Genomic DNA, 17,220 nt, shown 5'->3' with positions numbered 1-17,220 from the left:
TATGCCAACGTTAAAAGATTATTTAGGCTCTCTGGTAAAAGATTTGAACTATGCACGGGTCATCGCCGATGTGGAGTCTGCCAATATTGCCAAGATGTACGCTGAAGATGAGTTGTTAAAGCATTTTTCCATTCCCAGAATGAAGATAGATGATACTGAGTTGACTATCCCTATTGCTATCGATGAACTGGAAATGACTGTTGAGAAAGATTATCAACCCATTGATAATACATTATTTTATGCCATTACGTATGCAGAGGTGAAAAATATTTTTAAAGTGTCGAGCTTTAACAGGGAGATTTCAACATCTTTAAGAAAATCAATTTATTTGCAAATTGATAGTTTGGAAAAATCAATAAAAAGTGGCGCAGAGATAAAAATATCGTTGGAGAGTTTTAGTGAAACGGTGTCTGATATTGCAATAGAAACGATCATCAGTGATAAAAAAGGGCGTGTTATTTTTGATGAAACGCTTAAAAAAAATAATATGAATGATGAGAAAATCAAAGAAAAACTCATGATGAATTTGGTAAAACAGCTTCAACCGGCAATAAAAAAAAGAGCAGTAGCTGGAAAAATTGAAAGTGCCAAAATAACGGTTGAGAGTGATAAACTGAGAGAAAAAAAGCCGGAAACTCTGCTTTATATTAAGATGAAGATTACTGAAGAGAGTATGGAGTGGCAGGTGATGGAAGATGCTGATGGTAATATAGTCTCCAAATTGATGGTAGAGTAATTATGAAATACTCCTACATCGACGCGTATGAGGATTTGCTAAAGCAATGTTTATTTATCCCTGATCTGGTCACAAAATCAGCCAATAAAGAGTTGCGTTTTCTTGGCGATTTTAATCAATGGTTGCTTGATACTGAAGAGGTAATGAAAAAATATAATATTTCTAAGTGTGCAGAAATAGCGGGTTTACGTAGCAAAATTATTGCTGCCTCTTACGCCACTGATCCCAAAATATCTAAAAAGAAACGGCAACTGTCCGTTGCAACTTCTATTATTTATGAAGCTCAGAATACGGTATTAAGTGTTTTAGAACCGATGGAAGGGCGTATAGCAGAAGCAAGAAATGCTATACGGCAGTTGTTAGGCGTCGCCTACCAGTCAAATATGACAAATCGGCACATGAATTTTAATCAGATGATCCGGAAACTGTGGGCTGATTTTTCAGCTCATGAGCAATTAAAAGGTGCGATTGCGAGCATCTTGGTTCTGGTAAACCAATCTGATGCTTTGAGAATGTTGGCGGAGGAGATAGATATGTCTATGCTTGGAAGGTAAAAAACCGGGTATTTAACTCTTTTATTACTTTAAAGCATTGGCTGATAAAATTTTTATTAGAGCATAAAAAGCAAAGGTTTCTGCTTCCAAGTGCCTTAAACAGTGAGAATTTAAGCTATTGCTACGCTCGCCTTTTCCAGTAGCGAGCATGAGGTTGGTCATAACTGTTGAGACTAATAAGCTGAGTTATCAAATCCTGCCTATTAATGTGCAGGGCACCAGCATTGCCAAGTGAGCAATAAGGTCAAGGAAACTTTCTTGAAAAACACCGTATTTCGACTCACTAATGAGGTTTTCTCAGTAAAACCACATCATTTCCAATGAATTCTAATTTAAGCTTGTCACGCTCTGCCAGATAGCGAAAAGTCGCCCGGCTAAAAAAGCAGACATGGGTAGGGTCATTCTTATAGTGCCAGCGCGAAAATGCTTCAAGGTCTATCACCTGTTTCGTCATTATTCCTATCCAACCACCCGGCTTAACTAAATTTAACCATTGTGACCATATATTTTTAGGATCATAAAGGTGTTCTATCACCTCTGTCGCAGTCACAAAATCATAGGTTTTTTCCAGCACATCGGTATCGGGTTGATAGTAAATATCGTATAGCGCAATATTGTGTCCAGCTTCGCGCAGCATATGTGCCAATGCAGGCCCCGGTCCGCAGCCAAAATCCAATCCTGCAGTGTCTGAATCTATCCTTTCAAGAAGAGGCAAGGATAAGCGTGATAAAAAGTGCCGATACCCCTGATCATCTGGGTCATTCTCATGCTGATCATAATGGGCTTTCTCACTTACTGCATTGAGCCTCTGCTCCTCGGGTACAAAGACCAACTCACAGCGGGAACACTGGAAATAGCAGCGATTCTTGTCTTCAAAATAGAACTGAGTCTGATTTGATGAACATAAGGGACAAAGATGCATAAAGACTTCCTGTTATTTAAAATGTGTAAAGTGGCCTTAAGATAAAATTTAAGTGACAACTCTCTTGGAAAACACCCATGCCCGCATCTTGCCGTTTGCGCGCACTAATAGCTGACGCTCAAATTCTCTCGTGAGTAAGCCAAAATAGGCCTGTTTTGACGGCGATAAAATTAACTAATTTGATACTCTATTACAAGATACTTCACAAATTAGTTGAGTCTTAATCCGGAGGTTAATAGCGGCTGAAAATATCGGCGTTATTTATGAGCAGTTTATCTAAAAACTTGCCCTATTATTGCTAAGCAGTATCAACAATCAATAACCTTGCTCACTGTCGACGGCATCGGGAATGATATTTGTTGCTCGATAGTTTTTTATATTTTCAGCCACAATACCAGCTGCGCTATTGATATCTGTTGGCCCCGAAATATGCGGCAAAACGGTGATGTTTGAATGTTGCCAAATCTTGCTTGTAACGGGCAATGGCTCCTGGTCAAAAACATCCAGTACAGCATGTGCAATATGTGACTCATCCAATAGTGCTAATAACGCTTTAGTATCGACGACTGCCGCGCGTGAGAAATTTATAAAGCGGCTTCCTTTAGGTAAATTCTTTAATAAATTATCATCAATAAGGTGGTGGGTAGTGGGGGTTAAAGGCAGTAAATTGATCAAAATATCGGTTTTACGTAGCATTGACTGCAAGCCGGATTTTCCGGTGAAATGGTGACCGCTGGTAAGTTTTTTTGCGCTGCGGCTCCAACAACAAACAGGGTAACCATGCCGATTTAAGATATTGACCGCTGCCATGCTCAAAGTACCCGCACCCAATATTGAAACACGTGTTTCTTGAGGACTTTTATAGGGGATTGGCTGCCATTTTTTTTGTGCTTGCTGCAGGGTGTATTCAGGCATATTGCGCTGTAAATAGAGTGTCCATGCGAGTACCGCTTCAGCCATTGTTTGTGTAAGGTGCGGATCATTTAATTTAACCAGCTTTATTTTATCCAGAGGTAATGTGGTGATCAACTTTTCAACACCAACCCATAAGCTTTGAATCCAGATTAAATTGGGAAATCGTGCAACAACTTTCGGATCAGGATTGGCCACTATTGCAATATCAATCTGTTGTGCCTGAACAGCTGTTATCTGATCGGGTAAAAGAATTTTTTCATTGTGTAATCTTTTCTGTAATACCGCTAACCATTGTTGCTCAATTTGTGCATCCATATTGGTGATCAGTACAATATATTTCATTAATTAACAACCTCGTTATTTTAAAAAAGCGTAATATCAAAAGTCTAAAGCAACCACTTTATCTATACATAATGGGCTGTACAACGATTATCATTACAATAGAATCTAACCCTACAGCAAGTCGCTCTAGTGTATTAGTTGAATATACCGGAGTGCAACAATGAAATGGGCAAAGGCGCTCTATCTTGCTAAAAAATGCCGTAACCGGGTTGAAAAAGCAAGGTAGGCTTTCGTCTTTCCTGTGTATTCAAGCCAAAATAATGTGGTTAAGTTAATTTAGTGATTACACTTTGGGTTTATGGTGCGTAATGGTAGTGAATTCGATATAGCGGTGACGGCTAATACTGCATCAATAGTTAAATGACCCACGCCATGTATTTTAGAATGAGTAGATTGCTGAGGATTTTGTGGCTTTTATCTTTGGAATTAGCGCTCATCGATATCAATATGGATGCACAATAAGAGAGTGATCATAAGATGAGCTGTTGCAGTGCAGTCGCACACTTTCAAAGCCAAATGGATCTTTCTCTAAGAGAAAATATGGATACTGTGTTGGCAAACCTATATTTGTGCTCTTGGAACCAGCGTCCTTTAAATATATTGATCAACAAACAAGTCTTCGATAATCATGCTGAAATTAATGGCGGCCATCTAAGTGGCAGTACCTTTATGTCGTATAAAAAAGGGGGGTTATCCGTGGCGTAGATTAAAATTTTAACGTCTCCAATTTACGATGCAGTAAAGAATGGATAGTACAACATTACGGCTTTGCAGGCTGGCCAAAAAAATTCAAACAGCCCCAATATGCGACACCTTAGAAGCTCTTATAAATTGAGCTGAAATAGGTACTATTTAATTAATTCACACTTCTTTATATAACAAATTAGATACAGTAATCCATAAGTAGATCAAAAATAGTGACGTATTAGTCAGATTTTGATTTACCACGTAAAACCGATATTACGCAGGCTACTACAACAAATGCCAGAGACATATTTAATGCCATCTCAACTGTTTTTATAAGTATTGGGTTCTGCTCTGGTGTAAACTGAGCATTACCCAGATAGAAATGTACCATAAGATTCACTAGACTCATTCCCAAAAGATTGCCTATGGTTCGCGCAAGATTCATCGATGCTGAAGCCGCACCCACCTCATGACTCTTAGCCGCGCCCATAATAGCGTTATTATTGGGAGTAGAAAACAAACCAAAGCCGATCCCAATCAATAGAAACGAACTGGTAATATAAGTCACACTGGTTTGGGTGTTCATACAGCTCAACACCAACAGCCCACAAGCAACAATCACACAACCAAGGGTTGTTAGCACCCGAGGCTGAAATCTATCGGCCAGCCTGCCAGACAAGGGTGCCATTATCGCCATCGACAATGCCTGAACCAATATAACCTGCCCGGCATGTGAAGGACTGAGGCCTTTTACATATTGCAAATATAAACTCATTAAAAATATCAGCGGAAAATTACTGGCATACATAAACAATGATGTGGTTAATGACATGGAAAACAGCCGATTTTCACGGAACATTTGTACACGGATAAGCGGCCTGCGACTGCGACTCTGATGTAAAATAAAAAGTGCCAAACTGATAGCCGATAGCCCAAGCAGCACAAGCCCTAAACTGTTATATATGATACTTAACCCATATACCAACGATGATGCAAACACAGCAAAAATAAATGTTCCCCACCAGTCATATTGGGTTTTTTTATCATTCTTCCATTCACCTGACAAGCGCATTTTAATTAACAATAAAAGTGCAATTACGATAGGTACCTGAAATAGAAATACCGAACGCCAGCCCCATAATTCAGTTAGCCACCCCCCCACTGCTGGTGCAACAGTTAATCCAACATAAATACATGCAGCAGCTATACCAAGAGCGGCACCTCGTTTATGGGAAGGCGTAACCGATGTAATAATCGCTATACCCGGACCAAAAATCATTGCCGACGCAGCACCTTGTACAAATCGCCAAAACAGCACCCATTCGATACTGGTGCCAAGTCCACACATAAGAGAGGAAAATGCATTTAAGGTCAGGCCATAGGCATAGATCCGCTTTCTTCCGTAGTTGTCTGCCAACTTGCTAGCAGGCAGCATAAATATCACACTGCTCAATATAAACAGTGTGGGTAGCCACGAAACCATCTTGGCATTGGCCTGTAAATCAGATGCTAAATCTGGGATAGCGATGTTCACAGAGGCCATTCCCATAGGCCCAATAATGGAACCGAGACAAACAATTATTAATGCAAATTTGGCAACAGCAGCATTTTCAGTAGAAGTTTCTGGCAAAATGGGGAAAGCCTTATGACGAAGTTAAATTTCAATCATACCCAAGAAAGAGCCCAAGTACAGGTATTAATTTATTGATATCAATAAAGTGAATCGATGCTTATTTCACTGTTTCACTGTGATTTTTTTACCGCTAGACAATAAATGCAATCACTCTTTTAACCCACTGCATGTAATCTAAGCAGGTATCACCAAATTCTTTGCTTAAGCCTTTTTCTTCAAAATACAAACCGTTAAATACTAATACCAACTGCAAAAACTAAGTGACTGGCTGTTGACATTGGTACGGCCCACACTAGAATAAGTATCGCGGTCTGAACAGGATGGCGAACTATCTTATAAAACCCTGGCATTTTAAATGTAGCAGCAGGAGCGGACTTATCTTGCGTAGGATCAAAGGGTTGGCGCAGAGTAAATAATTCAAAATGATTGATCATAAATGTTACCACCCGCGCACCATAACAAATCAATAAAGCATCCTATTTTTTTGATTAAATTCATCCATATTTACAGTTAGTTGATTTTTTTTGGAAAAATCTCAGATGCAAAAGTGCCTGTTTTAGGGAATAACGCTAACGACTCCTCGGAAATAACAAACTATAACTTTTTCAATAGAATAATTGAGTACCATAGAAATAGGCTGGGATTTTAGAAAAAGAAGGGGGTTCATCATCCTTTTCTGTTGAAAAATAACCCTTTCCTGTTTTCTAAATGTACGGACATTTTATTAACCTTAAATAAAAACAGCGCGTTGGTCTATCGGATATCTTTATTATTGCTGTTGAGTGAACTTTCACATTACGGAATTTTGAAATGAGGTTGCTTTTGGGGATTAATCGTCCAATCACTTTTCCTTATACAAAGGCAGTTCAATTAGATTACAGCGCAATATTTGAGTAAATAAACTACCTGGTTTTCACCCTCAAACCTGCTTAAAAAACCACAAATTTGTGACCGACATTACTCGCCACTACAGACCCGCTTATCCAATTAATAGTCAGAACGACTATTGTTCAGAACAGTAATCAAAGGTCTAAAAAATGGGTCTTTAGCCAGGTTGTATGACTCAAATCCACCCTTGTAGTAATGACCAATAACTGCTTTCATCTTTTCATGGTGAGTGCATATGGATGATGCGCGTCTGTTTGGTGTAGTACCAAGTACAGTTGCTATTTGTGCTTTCTAAGGATGATGACTACCCATAATATTTTTCCTGTGCAATTTTAGACCATTTATTTATCTCAATGCGTATTATCAATTCAACTGCGTAAATAAAAAGCAATGGATCGCCCACCTTTCACACTAGGCTCGCTTCACTGAAAAACAAACGTTAATCAGATTTTCCAGTGGCGTTCAGGTATTTAATACACAAATCAAGAAAAATCTGTGCTTGAGGAGAGATGGTTCGATCTGCCAATTTGAAAATACCAATTTGGCGTTTGAGTGGCGGGTCGGTCAAGGGGATCCAAATCAACCGTGTTTGGTTGATCGGGAAAGCGAGTTTGGGCAGTGTTGTGATGCCGATCCCCAACTCTAGTACCGAAAAAAGCGAAGTGATATTCTCTATTGAATAAAGCGCTTGCTGGCTAAGGGCGCGTGCGGGTGTTGGATCTAATAACGTGCATGTGCCGTTTCTAATAAAGGGTTGTTTTAATAATTCTTGCCATTTTACTCCCTGTGGATGTGCTGCGATTGGGTTATCTCGTAAACACACCACCCCAATTGGATCTGTTATCAGTGGCGTGAAATCTAGCGCATCGTCTGCAATATTAGAGCTGTTTCCTAGTGCTAAATCCACTTCTCCTGCCAGCAGTCGCGCTTCGACCCCCGCGGCATTATCGTCAATTAAGCTCACTTCTACCTTAGGATACTTTTCACAAAATTCGGCTAGCACACTTGGAATAAGTTTGGCTGCCACGGAAGGGACACTGGCGATTCGTACTCGCCCCTGTTGGCCAGCTGCCGCCGCGCGTAAATCATTGACCAATGAGCCGTAAGCATTCAGGAACAGCCTTATTTTTGGTAGACATATATTGCCGAATGGAGTGAGTGTCAATTTATTTCCAGCTTCGAAAAGGGGCTGACCGAGAATTTTTTCCAGTTCTTTTATTGACGTAGAAAGTGCTGCTTGAGAACGGTTTGCACGATTTGAGGCGGCTCGAAATCCACCTTCTTCGACGACCATCACAAAATGATTTAATTGTTGGTGTTTGATATTCATGAGTACAGCTCCTGTAAGCCCTTTATTTACCTTGCCTCAGCAGGGTGATAGATTTTTATTATCAAATGACAGAATTTTACCGTTTTGCTTATCACCAGTCAAAGAGTAATGTACAGCCATCTTGTTGCACAGTTGTTAATTAGCTGTTAAATATTTGGATCAAAACATGAACACTCAAAATAAAAAACATCTGGTTAAGACATCTCTTTTCGCTTCAAAAGCACCACTTGAATGGGCAATTGTCAATAATGGTACGCTCTATACAGCACAAATTCCCATTGATGATACTGGTGCGGTAGTCGCAGGTGGAATAGAAGCTCAAACTCGGCAAACCCTCAATAACCTTGTTCATACATTGGAATGTGCCGGTGAATCGTTGGATTCAGTGCTTCAAGTACTGATTTACGTGACTGATCGCGAGTATCTGAAAACCGTGAACAGCGTTTACGCTGAATATTTCAACGCCCCTTACCCAAACCGTGCAGCCATGGTTGTTGCAGGGCTAGCACGCGAAGAAATGCTGGTGGAATTTGTGGTCTATGCCGCGGCCTCTCAGCCTGAATAGCTAAAAAATTAACAAAATTAACAAAATAAGCAAATTAAAACAGTTTCAATCGTTCTCCTATTTACATAACCGGCCGGCAGAATAAAATGCAGCTAAATCATTACAAGGACAAAATAATGACCCAAGCACAGAATGTTCCAACAGAAAAATCACTTTATATTGCGGGTGAATGGCAATCAGGCATTAGCACGGTAGCGAACATTAACCCCTCAGATATTGCAGAAAGCCTGGGAGATTTTGCACAGGCAAGTGAGACGCAGGTTCAGCAGGCTATTTCAGCGGCTAAATACGCGCAACCGGAGTGGGAAAAAACACCCCTTGAGCGTAAGCAAACGGTATTACAAGCGATAGGTGATGAGCTGATTGCGCGCTGTGATGAATTAGGCAGGCTGCTTTCGCGTGAAGAAGGTAAACCTTTTGCAGAAGGTCGTGGCGAGATTTATCGTGCCGGTCAATTCTTCCAATATTTTGCAGCAGAAGTGCTTCGTCAAATTGGCGATACAGCAGCTTCAGTGCGACCAGGCGTTTCAGTGGAAGTGACCCGTGAAGCGGTGGGGGTTATTGCGATTATTTCACCCTGGAACTTCCCGACTGCCACGGCGGCTTGGAAAATTGCACCCGCGCTTGCCTTTGGTAACAGCGTGATCTGGAAACCTGCCAACCTGACACCAGCCAGTGCGGTTGCGCTAACTGAAATTATTCACCGCCAGGGTATTCCCGCCGGGACCTTTAACCTGCTTTTAGGCAGTGGCTCTGTGGTGGGTGATACGCTGATTAACTCTAAAGAGATCAATGGTGTGAGCTTTACCGGCTCCGTCGATACAGGCCGTAAAGTGGCTACTGCGACTGCGCCAAACTTCGTGCGTTGCCAGCTTGAGATGGGCAGTAAAAACGCATTGGTTATTGCCGACGATGCGGATATTGAAACGGCAGTTGAAGCGGCGATTGCAGGTTCATTTTCAAGCTCTGGTCAGAAATGTACGGCTTCATCTCGTTTAGTGGTGATGGATGGTATTCACGATGCTTTCGTAGACGCGCTGATCACTCGCATGGGTTCTCTTAGCGTCGGTCACGCGCTAAAAGAAGGAGTTTTCATGGGACCTGTGGTTGATAGCAAGCAACTGGAATCGAACTTTTATTGGATTAATAAAGCGCGTCAAAGCGGTGCAGAGCTGGCCTTTGGGGGGGAACGTTTGAATCTGGAACATGAGGGTTACTACATGTCGCCAACGCTGTTCCTGAATACCCAAAATAGCTGGGAAGTTAACCAGGAAGAAGTGTTTGCTCCGCTGACTAGCGTTATTCGAGTGGCCAATTTGGAAGAAGCCATTGCGACGACGAACGATACTCGTTTTGGTCTGACCAGCGGTATTATTACGCAAAGTCTGCGTAGTAGCGCAATGTTCAAGCAACAAGCTCAAAGCGGCTGCGTAATGGTCAACTTGGGAACGGCGGGCACCGATTATCATGTGCCATTTGGTGGCCGTAAAGAATCAAGCTTTGGCCCGCGTGAGCAAGGGCAATACGCAAAAGAGTTCTACACCATAGTGAAAACAGCTTATCAACGTCCTTATTAAACGTTTTCTGTAACTAGGTTTTTCAGTAACACGATAAATTGTATTAAGGGGTGGTTATGTACCAGAAACAGATTGTGATTGATGGGCTGCAGTACTGCAATTGGGACCGGGAGTATTTTAAAACGCTTCAAGCCAGCGGTATTACAGCGGTCCATGCGACCATGGTTTATCACGAAAATGCGCGTGAAACACTGACTCGCTTTGCACAGTGGAATCTAAGGTTCGAGCAAAATTCAGATTTAATTATGCCTGTTCTGTCTATGGCGGATGTAGAAAAAGCGAAGTCTTTAGGTAAAGTGGGGATTTACTTTGGTGCTCAAAACTGTTCTCCAATAGACGATGAAATCGGTTTGATTGAAGTGATGCGTAAACAAGGCCTGCTGATCATGCAGCTTACTTACAACAACCAAAGTCTGCTGGGGACAGGCTGCTATGAGCAGCACGATACGGGTATTACGCGTTTTGGCAGGCAAGCTATCACCGAGATGAACCGCGTGGGCATGATTATTGATATGTCGCACAGTGCTGAACGTTCAACACTTGAGGCGATTGATTTATCTACGCGGCCAATCTGTATCAGCCACGCGAATCCAATCTTTGCCCACGATGCACTGCGTAATAAATCGAATGATGTGATTAAAGCGCTGAGTGCGCGTGGTGGCTTAATTGGTTTTAGCTTATATCCATTCCACTTACCAAATGGCAGTCAATGCAGCTTAGAAAATTTCTGTCAAATGGTGGCCACAACTGCAGATATGGTCGGCGTTGAGCACTTGGGTATTGGCAGTGATTTGTGTCTAAATCAACCGCAGGAAGTGCTGGAGTGGATGCGTAATGGGCGCTGGTCAAAGACGATGGATTACGGAGAAGGTTCAGCAAGCAATTCACGCTGGCCGAACGCGCTTCCCTGGTTCTGTGGAAGCGCGGGCATGGAGAATATCTACAACGGATTAATGCGTCACGGATTCAGTGAATCTGAGACTGGGCAAATATTGGGCGGGAACTGGTTTAACTTCCTAAAACAGGGATTAGAGCCTATTTCGTAACGTTGCAGTCCAAACACGGAACAGTCTGCCCAATATGAAAGTAATAGACAGCTGTTAAATATAACTCTTGTAGTCATCATCTATATGGCAGCTGCAAAGAACCACTGGAGTCAGAATATGTCTGATTTAATCAATAGAGTGAAAGCTTCTAGCTTTGAAGCTTCGGAAATCAATACTGCACAATCTGCAAGTATAAATAACAGCAAAAGTATTGCCGACAAACTTGGGTTGGATAACCCTGCTTTTTGGTACAGCGGCGGATTTATCAGCCTGTTCGTTCTGCTCGCACTATACGATGCTGAGCTGCTGTCGAGCCTGGTGAATACTGGCTTCTCATGGTCAGTTAAAGTCTTTGGCCCATATTGGCAATTACTGCTGCTGCTGACTTTTATTATCGGTATTGCGCTGGCAGCCGGACGAACAGGCAAGGTTATTCTTGGCGGCATAGCCAAGCCTGAAATGGATGGGTTCCGTTGGATGGCGATTATCTTTTGTACATTACTTGCAGGGGGTGGTGTATTTTGGGCGGCAGCGGAACCCATCGCGCATTTTGTGAGTCCTCCTCCGCTTTATGGTCCTCAGCTGGATGCTCAGCAAGGTGCGGTGAATGCGTTGTCACAATCCTTTATGCACTGGGGGTTTTTGGCTTGGGCAATCGTTGGCAGCTTAACGTCGATTGTGGTGATGCACTTACATTACGACAAAGGTCTGCCGCTAAAGCCGCGTATTTTACTTTACCCGGTGTTAGGCGAGCGGGTGCTTAAAGGTCACACTGGCGCGTTGATTGATGCATGTTGTATCGTTGCGGTGGCGGCGGGTACGATAGGTCCGATCGGCTTTTTAGGCTTGCAAGTTAGCTACGCATTAAATGCTCTTTTTGATATCCCGGATGGTTTTACCACTCAGTTAATCATTATTCTGTTTGCCATTGTACTATACACTTTATCAGCACTTAGTGGTTTGAACCGCGGCATGCAAATGTTAAGTCGGTATAACGTTATTTTAGCGATGATACTGATGGTTTACATTCTGATTTTTGGGCCAACGAATTTTATCTTTAATGGTTACATTCAAGGCGTAGGCAGCATGTTGGATAACTTTATTCCAATGGCGACTTACCGCGGAGATGAAGGTTGGTTGAGCTGGTGGACAGTCTTCTTCTGGGGTTGGTTCCTGGGCTACGGTCCAATGATGGCTATCTTTATTGCCCGTATCTCCCGTGGCCGCAGCATTCGCCAATTGGTTACGACCATTAGTTTGATAGCACCACTTGTGACCTGCTTCTGGTTTACCATAGTTGGAGGCTCTGGTTTGGCATTTGAAATTGCGAATCCGGGCAGTGTGAGTAGCGCATTTGAAGGTTTCAACTTACCTGGGGCACTGCTGGCGGTGACTCAGCAGCTACCACTACCTATGCTTGTTTCAATCTTATTCCTGATCCTGACCACTATCTTCATCGTGACAACAGGTGACTCGATGACTTACACCATCAGTGTGGTTATTAGTGGTGAAACTGAACCAAATGCAATGATTCGAATCTTTTGGGGAGTTATGATGGGGGTAACTGCTTTGATACTGATTTCCCTTGGTTCTGGTGGTATCTCTGCGCTGCAATCATTCATTGTTATCACAGCTGTACCCGTTTCTATTATCTTACTGCCATCACTCTGGAACGCGCCGCAAATCGCGATCCAGATGGCGAAAGATCAAGGGCTATAAAACGCATTGGTGTCAATACATCAGTCGAAGTAATGCTCAGGGGGCGAGTTCGCTCGCCCTAACTGGAAGATCAAATACTTTAATAACTAAAATGGTGGTGAGGAATATGGATGCAGATCGTGCTACCCGCACTGAAGCAACACTGAGAAAGGCAGATGTTGTCATGGCGCCGGAAAGGCTGGGAGCTATGCACCAGACTAGAATCAGCTTTGTCCGAACGTTAATTCGTAAAATGGCACAACAGCAATGGAAAGTCAGCAAGCAGGAATGGCAACTTTGTCCGCAGGGTTTTGGCCATGTAATTTACAAATTGGCGACACCTCATCATGTTTATCACCTGGTTGTCTTTTGTAATGAAATAGCCGACTATGAGCGCAATGATCGTGTTATTGCTGAAAAATGGGATGTCACCTTTGCCCTTGTGTATGGCTATGTTGATGAGAGTTTACTTGAAAAACTCAGATCTAATGTCCCGTTACAGGAAGCGGGCCGTAATCCAAATAATGTCTTAGTATTGGCGAGAGCAAACAAAAGTGTGCGCGTGTTTGAACATATTGTCAGTCACCTTGCGAAAGGTGTTCAACCAAACCCGAAAGATCTTGCTGAGGTGTGCTATATTCTTCGTACAACAGCGGTTTACGGTAATGGAAAATTTGGTATAGCAGATTTCAAATTGCTAGAAAAAAATCCAGATTTCGAGCAGTCGTTCAGCGCTCAAATGTGTGCAGTATACCTGTTAAGATCATTCAGCCTGGATTGGGTAAACTATCTGGCAACACAGCGAGGCGGTGAACAGGCAACGAAACTGCATCGTGAGCTGCAACGCTATTTAGGGGTAGGAAATGCGACGGGTCTGGGCATGGCACCCTATCTTATCAATCACCCGTGCACTGTTGACCAGTGGATGACTACCCGGGAAACTGCGTTGGCGGCGGTACTCGCGTGTGCGACGGAGGCAGGTAAATTTGCGCCGTTACAAGCTTTGCTGCAAAAAGCCATTCGTCACCTTGAACAGATCATGACCATTAACGAAACGCAACAAAAACTCAATGCAATTGCGGTCGGTGAGCTAAAACATATGCACGAAAATTTAGCAACTTTGGTGGCGCAAAGTCAGTCTTGGGGGGATCTGTTAGCAGACTCACAACATTTGAGTTTGGAAACCCAGGAAATCCTACTGGCCTGCTTGATGGAACTTTATCCTGAATTGGTGGATGTTTATCAAGAACAGATGAATTGTGATGAAACGCTCTCTCTGCCGAGTGGTAAAAAAATTCAGAATCTATTGCTGACTCTGGAAAAAAACTATCGTTGGGCGATCAATACCGATTTCAGTCTGGCTGAAAACCAGTACTGGTTCTGGTATCGCTCTCAAGACAAAGAAGAACCAAGACTTGGTGTACGTGGAGAAGAGCCGGGTGATGATCGAGAATCACTTTTAGATATAGGTCGTCAAGCGAATCGCTTATATCATGCGCTACTTGAACAAGCGCCAGAACTATCCTTGGTTGAATTCCTTGTTCAATATCCGCAATATCGCACCATAGCGCGACGGGTATGGACTATGGGTCACAAAGCGATGGGCGATATTCAAATGAACGTGTTGCATAAAGCGTCGCTTCCAATGCATTTACTACGCTGTAAATTATCCATGTTTGGAGCGACAACCTTTGACCCGCGCTCAGATCGCTGGGTGCGGGTGACATTCTTCCAGGGTGCACCTTTGTTGGATGAAATTCACAGTCAAACTGCTCAGGACGATTGGTTGTTTCCATTATTACCTAACCTGAACGAATTGTTGAATAATGATCAGCCGCTCGGGAGCAAAGGGTTATGATTGTTTCTCACAATGAGTTAGTGGCCGCTGTAAACAAAGCATTCCTTGGTATGCGCCGTGCCTGTGGTGAAGCTGATATCATCGCAAATATGGTTGCAGATTTACAAATAGTGGGCTTGCACGGTGTCCGTCACTTCAACAACGCCAGCGCCTTTATGGGCTTAGAACGTGATTGTCCCGCCGACATTAAAGTCACTGGCGAAAATACTATTGAAGTTGATTTGCATAACTGCAGCTTGGCATGCTACTTGCCTGTTGTTATGGATTACGCCATTGAAAAGATGGTCGGTTTCAAGTCACTCAAGATCGAAATCAATAACTGCCACAACCGTTGGCTGGCTTTTAGTGAGTTAGTGAAATTGGCCGCTAAGGGCATCGCCTGTACGGCAAAATGGGATAATGGCAGCACCCCTAACCGTACTTTGTATGTGCTTAACGGTGGCCGTATCACACCTGAATTGTTTTTTTCTGATGAGATTAATACCTTCGAACAACGATTGCATGACATGACCATCGAGCTTTCTGTTGGTGATTTCGACGTGGCTCGTCTGTCTGAAGGTTACAGTATACATGTTGATCCTAATAAGCTCGCGCAAGCTCAGAATAGTGCATGGAAAAATGGTATTTTTATCGAAGATGGCGAGTGGAGTACTTTGAAAAAAAACGCTACGGCGATTCTTGTCGAAAGTAGCGAACAATCGGTAAAAGGCGCCGGTGGGCTTACCTAAATCATAAAATTAAGGGTGTTGGCGGCGATCTTGTACGGCTAATGTTTCTCATCTTTATTTATCCTCAGGGAATGAGGCGTTAAAATCATTTCCTGAGAGGATAGATACTCGGAATAATGTCTCTAATAAATATAAAAAAGTGAAAATGTGTCAGAAAAAAGATGCAATAAAAAATACAAAGAGAACGCTTTATCCTAAATGCAATCAATCATCATTACTTCGTAGGATCAGCACTTTTGTCTTGTACGGTTATAAAATAGGGTTTGCTTTATTGAGCCAATATTATTTTCTTAGATGTCAAAAAAAAAAACCGTTACGATACGCCTGAGGTCTGCTGGCCTTTGGATCATACATTTTGTTCAATCTAAATAAGATTAAGCGTTTATCAAATGAAATTATTTACTGTTTCATTTATTACCATTCAAAGAGTAGTGTACAACAGTATTGTGAAAAATTTATCAAATTATTGAATGTGAAGATGAAGTATTAAAAATACTCAGCTAAAACGTATTTTCATTTTAAAAGTAACAGCCTAATGCTGATTCAATGAGTTGTAGATAACAACGCCTGATGTCATAGAGAGTCGTATGTTGAATCTTGTGTTAAATGATTGTATTTGATTATCTTGTCACTGATCTGTTGTTTTTTGTGTCTATATTACATTTTGGTTCTTTTAAATTTTTTTTGAATACAGTCTTTTTGAATGTAAAAAATGTCGGGAAAAGGCTGCGGAGATCATATCCGTTTTTGAAGTCAACCCGTTGGGAGTGAAGTAAGTTTATGGCTGAGCAGAAAGTAAATCAGGAAGATGATTGGTTAGGTCATAAAGATTCAGCTTTTAAGGTTAATTTTGATCAAAATAGTCAGCAACTATATCAATCAAGCTTAAATACTCCGAGTGTCGTGACATGTTCACGTCAGAAGATAAATGGCACACAAGTAAGCCTTTCTATTGATTCCGTGATTGTCGAAGAACCCCTACAGATTAGCTTGATTTATAGCGACAGATTGGGCCATGAACAAGAGCGTATTTACTTAGTGACAATGCGCACACCGGGTGACGACCTTAATCTGGTGACTGGGTTATTGTTGGCCGAAGGTATTATAAAAAAAGCCCGCGACATTACAGGTATCAATGATCAACTAGATACCGATGAAATCTTCCGCAATAAAATAAATGTGCACTTATCAGCGAATGTGGTTGTTGACTGGGCATTAATCAATAGAGATACAACCTCATTCTCCAGTTGCGGAGTGTGTGGTAAATCATCAATACAGTCTTTAGAGCTACGTGATATTCCCGCTTTAGACACGGCGGAACACTGGTTGTCGGGTCATATTATTCCTTATTTCGGCGATCAATTGCGTCAATCTCAAGCGATGTTTATGCAAACGGGCGGGGTGCATGGCTGCGGCTTATTCGATGCTAAAGGCGCTTTATTATTGAGCTGCGAAGATGTCGGGCGTCATAACGCTTTAGATAAATTGATCGGTAAATTAGCAAGAAGCGCAACGCTTGATCAGCAAAAAAAAATTGTATTCCTAAGCGGTCGTATCAGTTTTGAGTTGGTTCAGAAAGTGCTTGTTGCTGGCATTTCTGTACTGGTCGCTGTCGGGGCACCATCAAATCTCGCTATCAATATAGCAAAACGTTTCAATTTAACACTTATCGGCTTTAGTCGTAATGGCGGATTTAATATCTACCATGGTGCTTTCCGTTTAAATCTGACCACCGAATAGA

Annotated in this window: 14 protein-coding genes; 10 read left to right on the top strand and 4 right to left on the bottom strand. The window is 42.2% G+C overall.

Going from position 1 to position 17,220, the window contains the following annotated elements; all coding sequences use genetic code 11:
• The first annotated feature begins 1 nt into the window (after position 1).
• Together PING_RS11040 and PING_RS11035 are read left to right on the top strand one after the other, a co-directional pair.
• Positions 2–736 carry a hypothetical protein gene (locus PING_RS11040; protein WP_011770440.1) on the top strand — a complete coding sequence of 245 codons (735 nt, stop codon included), beginning with the start codon at positions 2–4 and terminating at the stop codon, positions 734–736.
• Between the two features lie 2 nt (positions 737–738).
• Positions 739–1,290, top strand: coding sequence for a hypothetical protein (locus PING_RS11035; protein WP_011770439.1), 552 nt, complete (start codon positions 739–741; stop codon positions 1,288–1,290).
• 283 nt (positions 1,291–1,573) lie between these two features.
• Here the strand turns inward: PING_RS11035 and PING_RS11030 are convergent, their stop codons facing one another.
• Both PING_RS11030 and PING_RS11025 read right to left on the bottom strand, forming a co-directional pair.
• Positions 1,574–2,212 carry a class I SAM-dependent methyltransferase gene (locus PING_RS11030; protein ID WP_011770438.1) on the bottom strand — a complete coding sequence of 213 codons (639 nt, stop codon included), beginning with the start codon at positions 2,210–2,212 and terminating at the stop codon, positions 1,574–1,576.
• Positions 2,213–2,527: 315 nt separating this feature from the next.
• Positions 2,528–3,469: a 2-hydroxyacid dehydrogenase gene (locus tag PING_RS11025; protein ID WP_011770437.1), complete on the bottom strand. Its 942-nt coding sequence runs from the start codon at positions 3,467–3,469 to the stop codon at positions 2,528–2,530.
• Between the two features lie 540 nt (positions 3,470–4,009).
• Between PING_RS11025 and PING_RS20610 the strand changes: the two genes are divergently transcribed.
• A complete protein-coding gene (locus tag PING_RS20610; protein ID WP_157035355.1) occupies positions 4,010–4,174 on the top strand; it encodes a hypothetical protein in 165 nt (54 codons plus the stop codon).
• Between the two features lie 220 nt (positions 4,175–4,394).
• Here PING_RS20610 and PING_RS11020 read toward each other — a convergent pair whose 3' ends face one another.
• Positions 4,395–5,786, bottom strand: a complete 1,392-nt coding sequence (locus PING_RS11020) for an MFS transporter (protein WP_011770436.1) — start codon at positions 5,784–5,786, stop codon at positions 4,395–4,397.
• Positions 5,787–7,116: 1,330 nt separating this feature from the next.
• Entirely contained in the window at positions 7,117–8,007 is an 891-nt protein-coding gene (locus PING_RS11010; protein WP_011770435.1) for a LysR family transcriptional regulator, read from the bottom strand.
• Between the two features lie 166 nt (positions 8,008–8,173).
• Here PING_RS11010 and PING_RS11005 point away from each other — a divergent pair, with 166 nt between their 5' ends.
• The 7 genes from PING_RS11005 (at position 8,174) to fdhD (ending at position 17,219) form a co-directional block, all read left to right on the top strand.
• Positions 8,174–8,572, top strand: a complete 399-nt coding sequence (locus PING_RS11005) for a RidA family protein (protein WP_011770434.1) — start codon at positions 8,174–8,176, stop codon at positions 8,570–8,572.
• Between the two features lie 116 nt (positions 8,573–8,688).
• Entirely contained in the window at positions 8,689–10,149 is a 1,461-nt protein-coding gene (locus tag PING_RS11000) for an aldehyde dehydrogenase family protein (protein WP_011770433.1), read from the top strand.
• A 56-nt stretch (positions 10,150–10,205) separates the two neighbouring features.
• Complete coding sequence (locus PING_RS10995; protein ID WP_011770432.1) at positions 10,206–11,195, top strand: membrane dipeptidase; 990 nt, start codon at positions 10,206–10,208, stop codon at positions 11,193–11,195.
• 117 nt (positions 11,196–11,312) lie between these two features.
• Positions 11,313–12,914 carry a BCCT family transporter gene (locus PING_RS10990; RefSeq protein ID WP_011770431.1) on the top strand — a complete coding sequence of 534 codons (1,602 nt, stop codon included), beginning with the start codon at positions 11,313–11,315 and terminating at the stop codon, positions 12,912–12,914.
• 106 nt (positions 12,915–13,020) lie between these two features.
• Positions 13,021–14,751 carry a hypothetical protein gene (locus PING_RS10985; RefSeq protein ID WP_011770430.1) on the top strand — a complete coding sequence of 577 codons (1,731 nt, stop codon included), beginning with the start codon at positions 13,021–13,023 and terminating at the stop codon, positions 14,749–14,751.
• Positions 14,748–15,479: a DUF3726 domain-containing protein gene (locus PING_RS10980; protein ID WP_011770429.1), complete on the top strand. Its 732-nt coding sequence runs from the start codon at positions 14,748–14,750 to the stop codon at positions 15,477–15,479. The genes PING_RS10985 and PING_RS10980 overlap by 4 nt, the downstream gene beginning before the upstream one ends.
• A gap of 780 nt (positions 15,480–16,259) precedes the next feature.
• Positions 16,260–17,219 carry a formate dehydrogenase accessory sulfurtransferase FdhD gene (gene fdhD / locus PING_RS10975; protein WP_011770428.1) on the top strand — a complete coding sequence of 320 codons (960 nt, stop codon included), beginning with the start codon at positions 16,260–16,262 and terminating at the stop codon, positions 17,217–17,219.
• The last annotated feature ends 1 nt before the right edge of the window (position 17,220 follow it).

The organism is Psychromonas ingrahamii 37 (assembly GCF_000015285.1).
Classification (GTDB): domain Bacteria; phylum Pseudomonadota; class Gammaproteobacteria; order Enterobacterales; family Psychromonadaceae; genus Psychromonas; species Psychromonas ingrahamii.
This window is presented reverse-complemented; position numbering and strand designations above follow the sequence as displayed.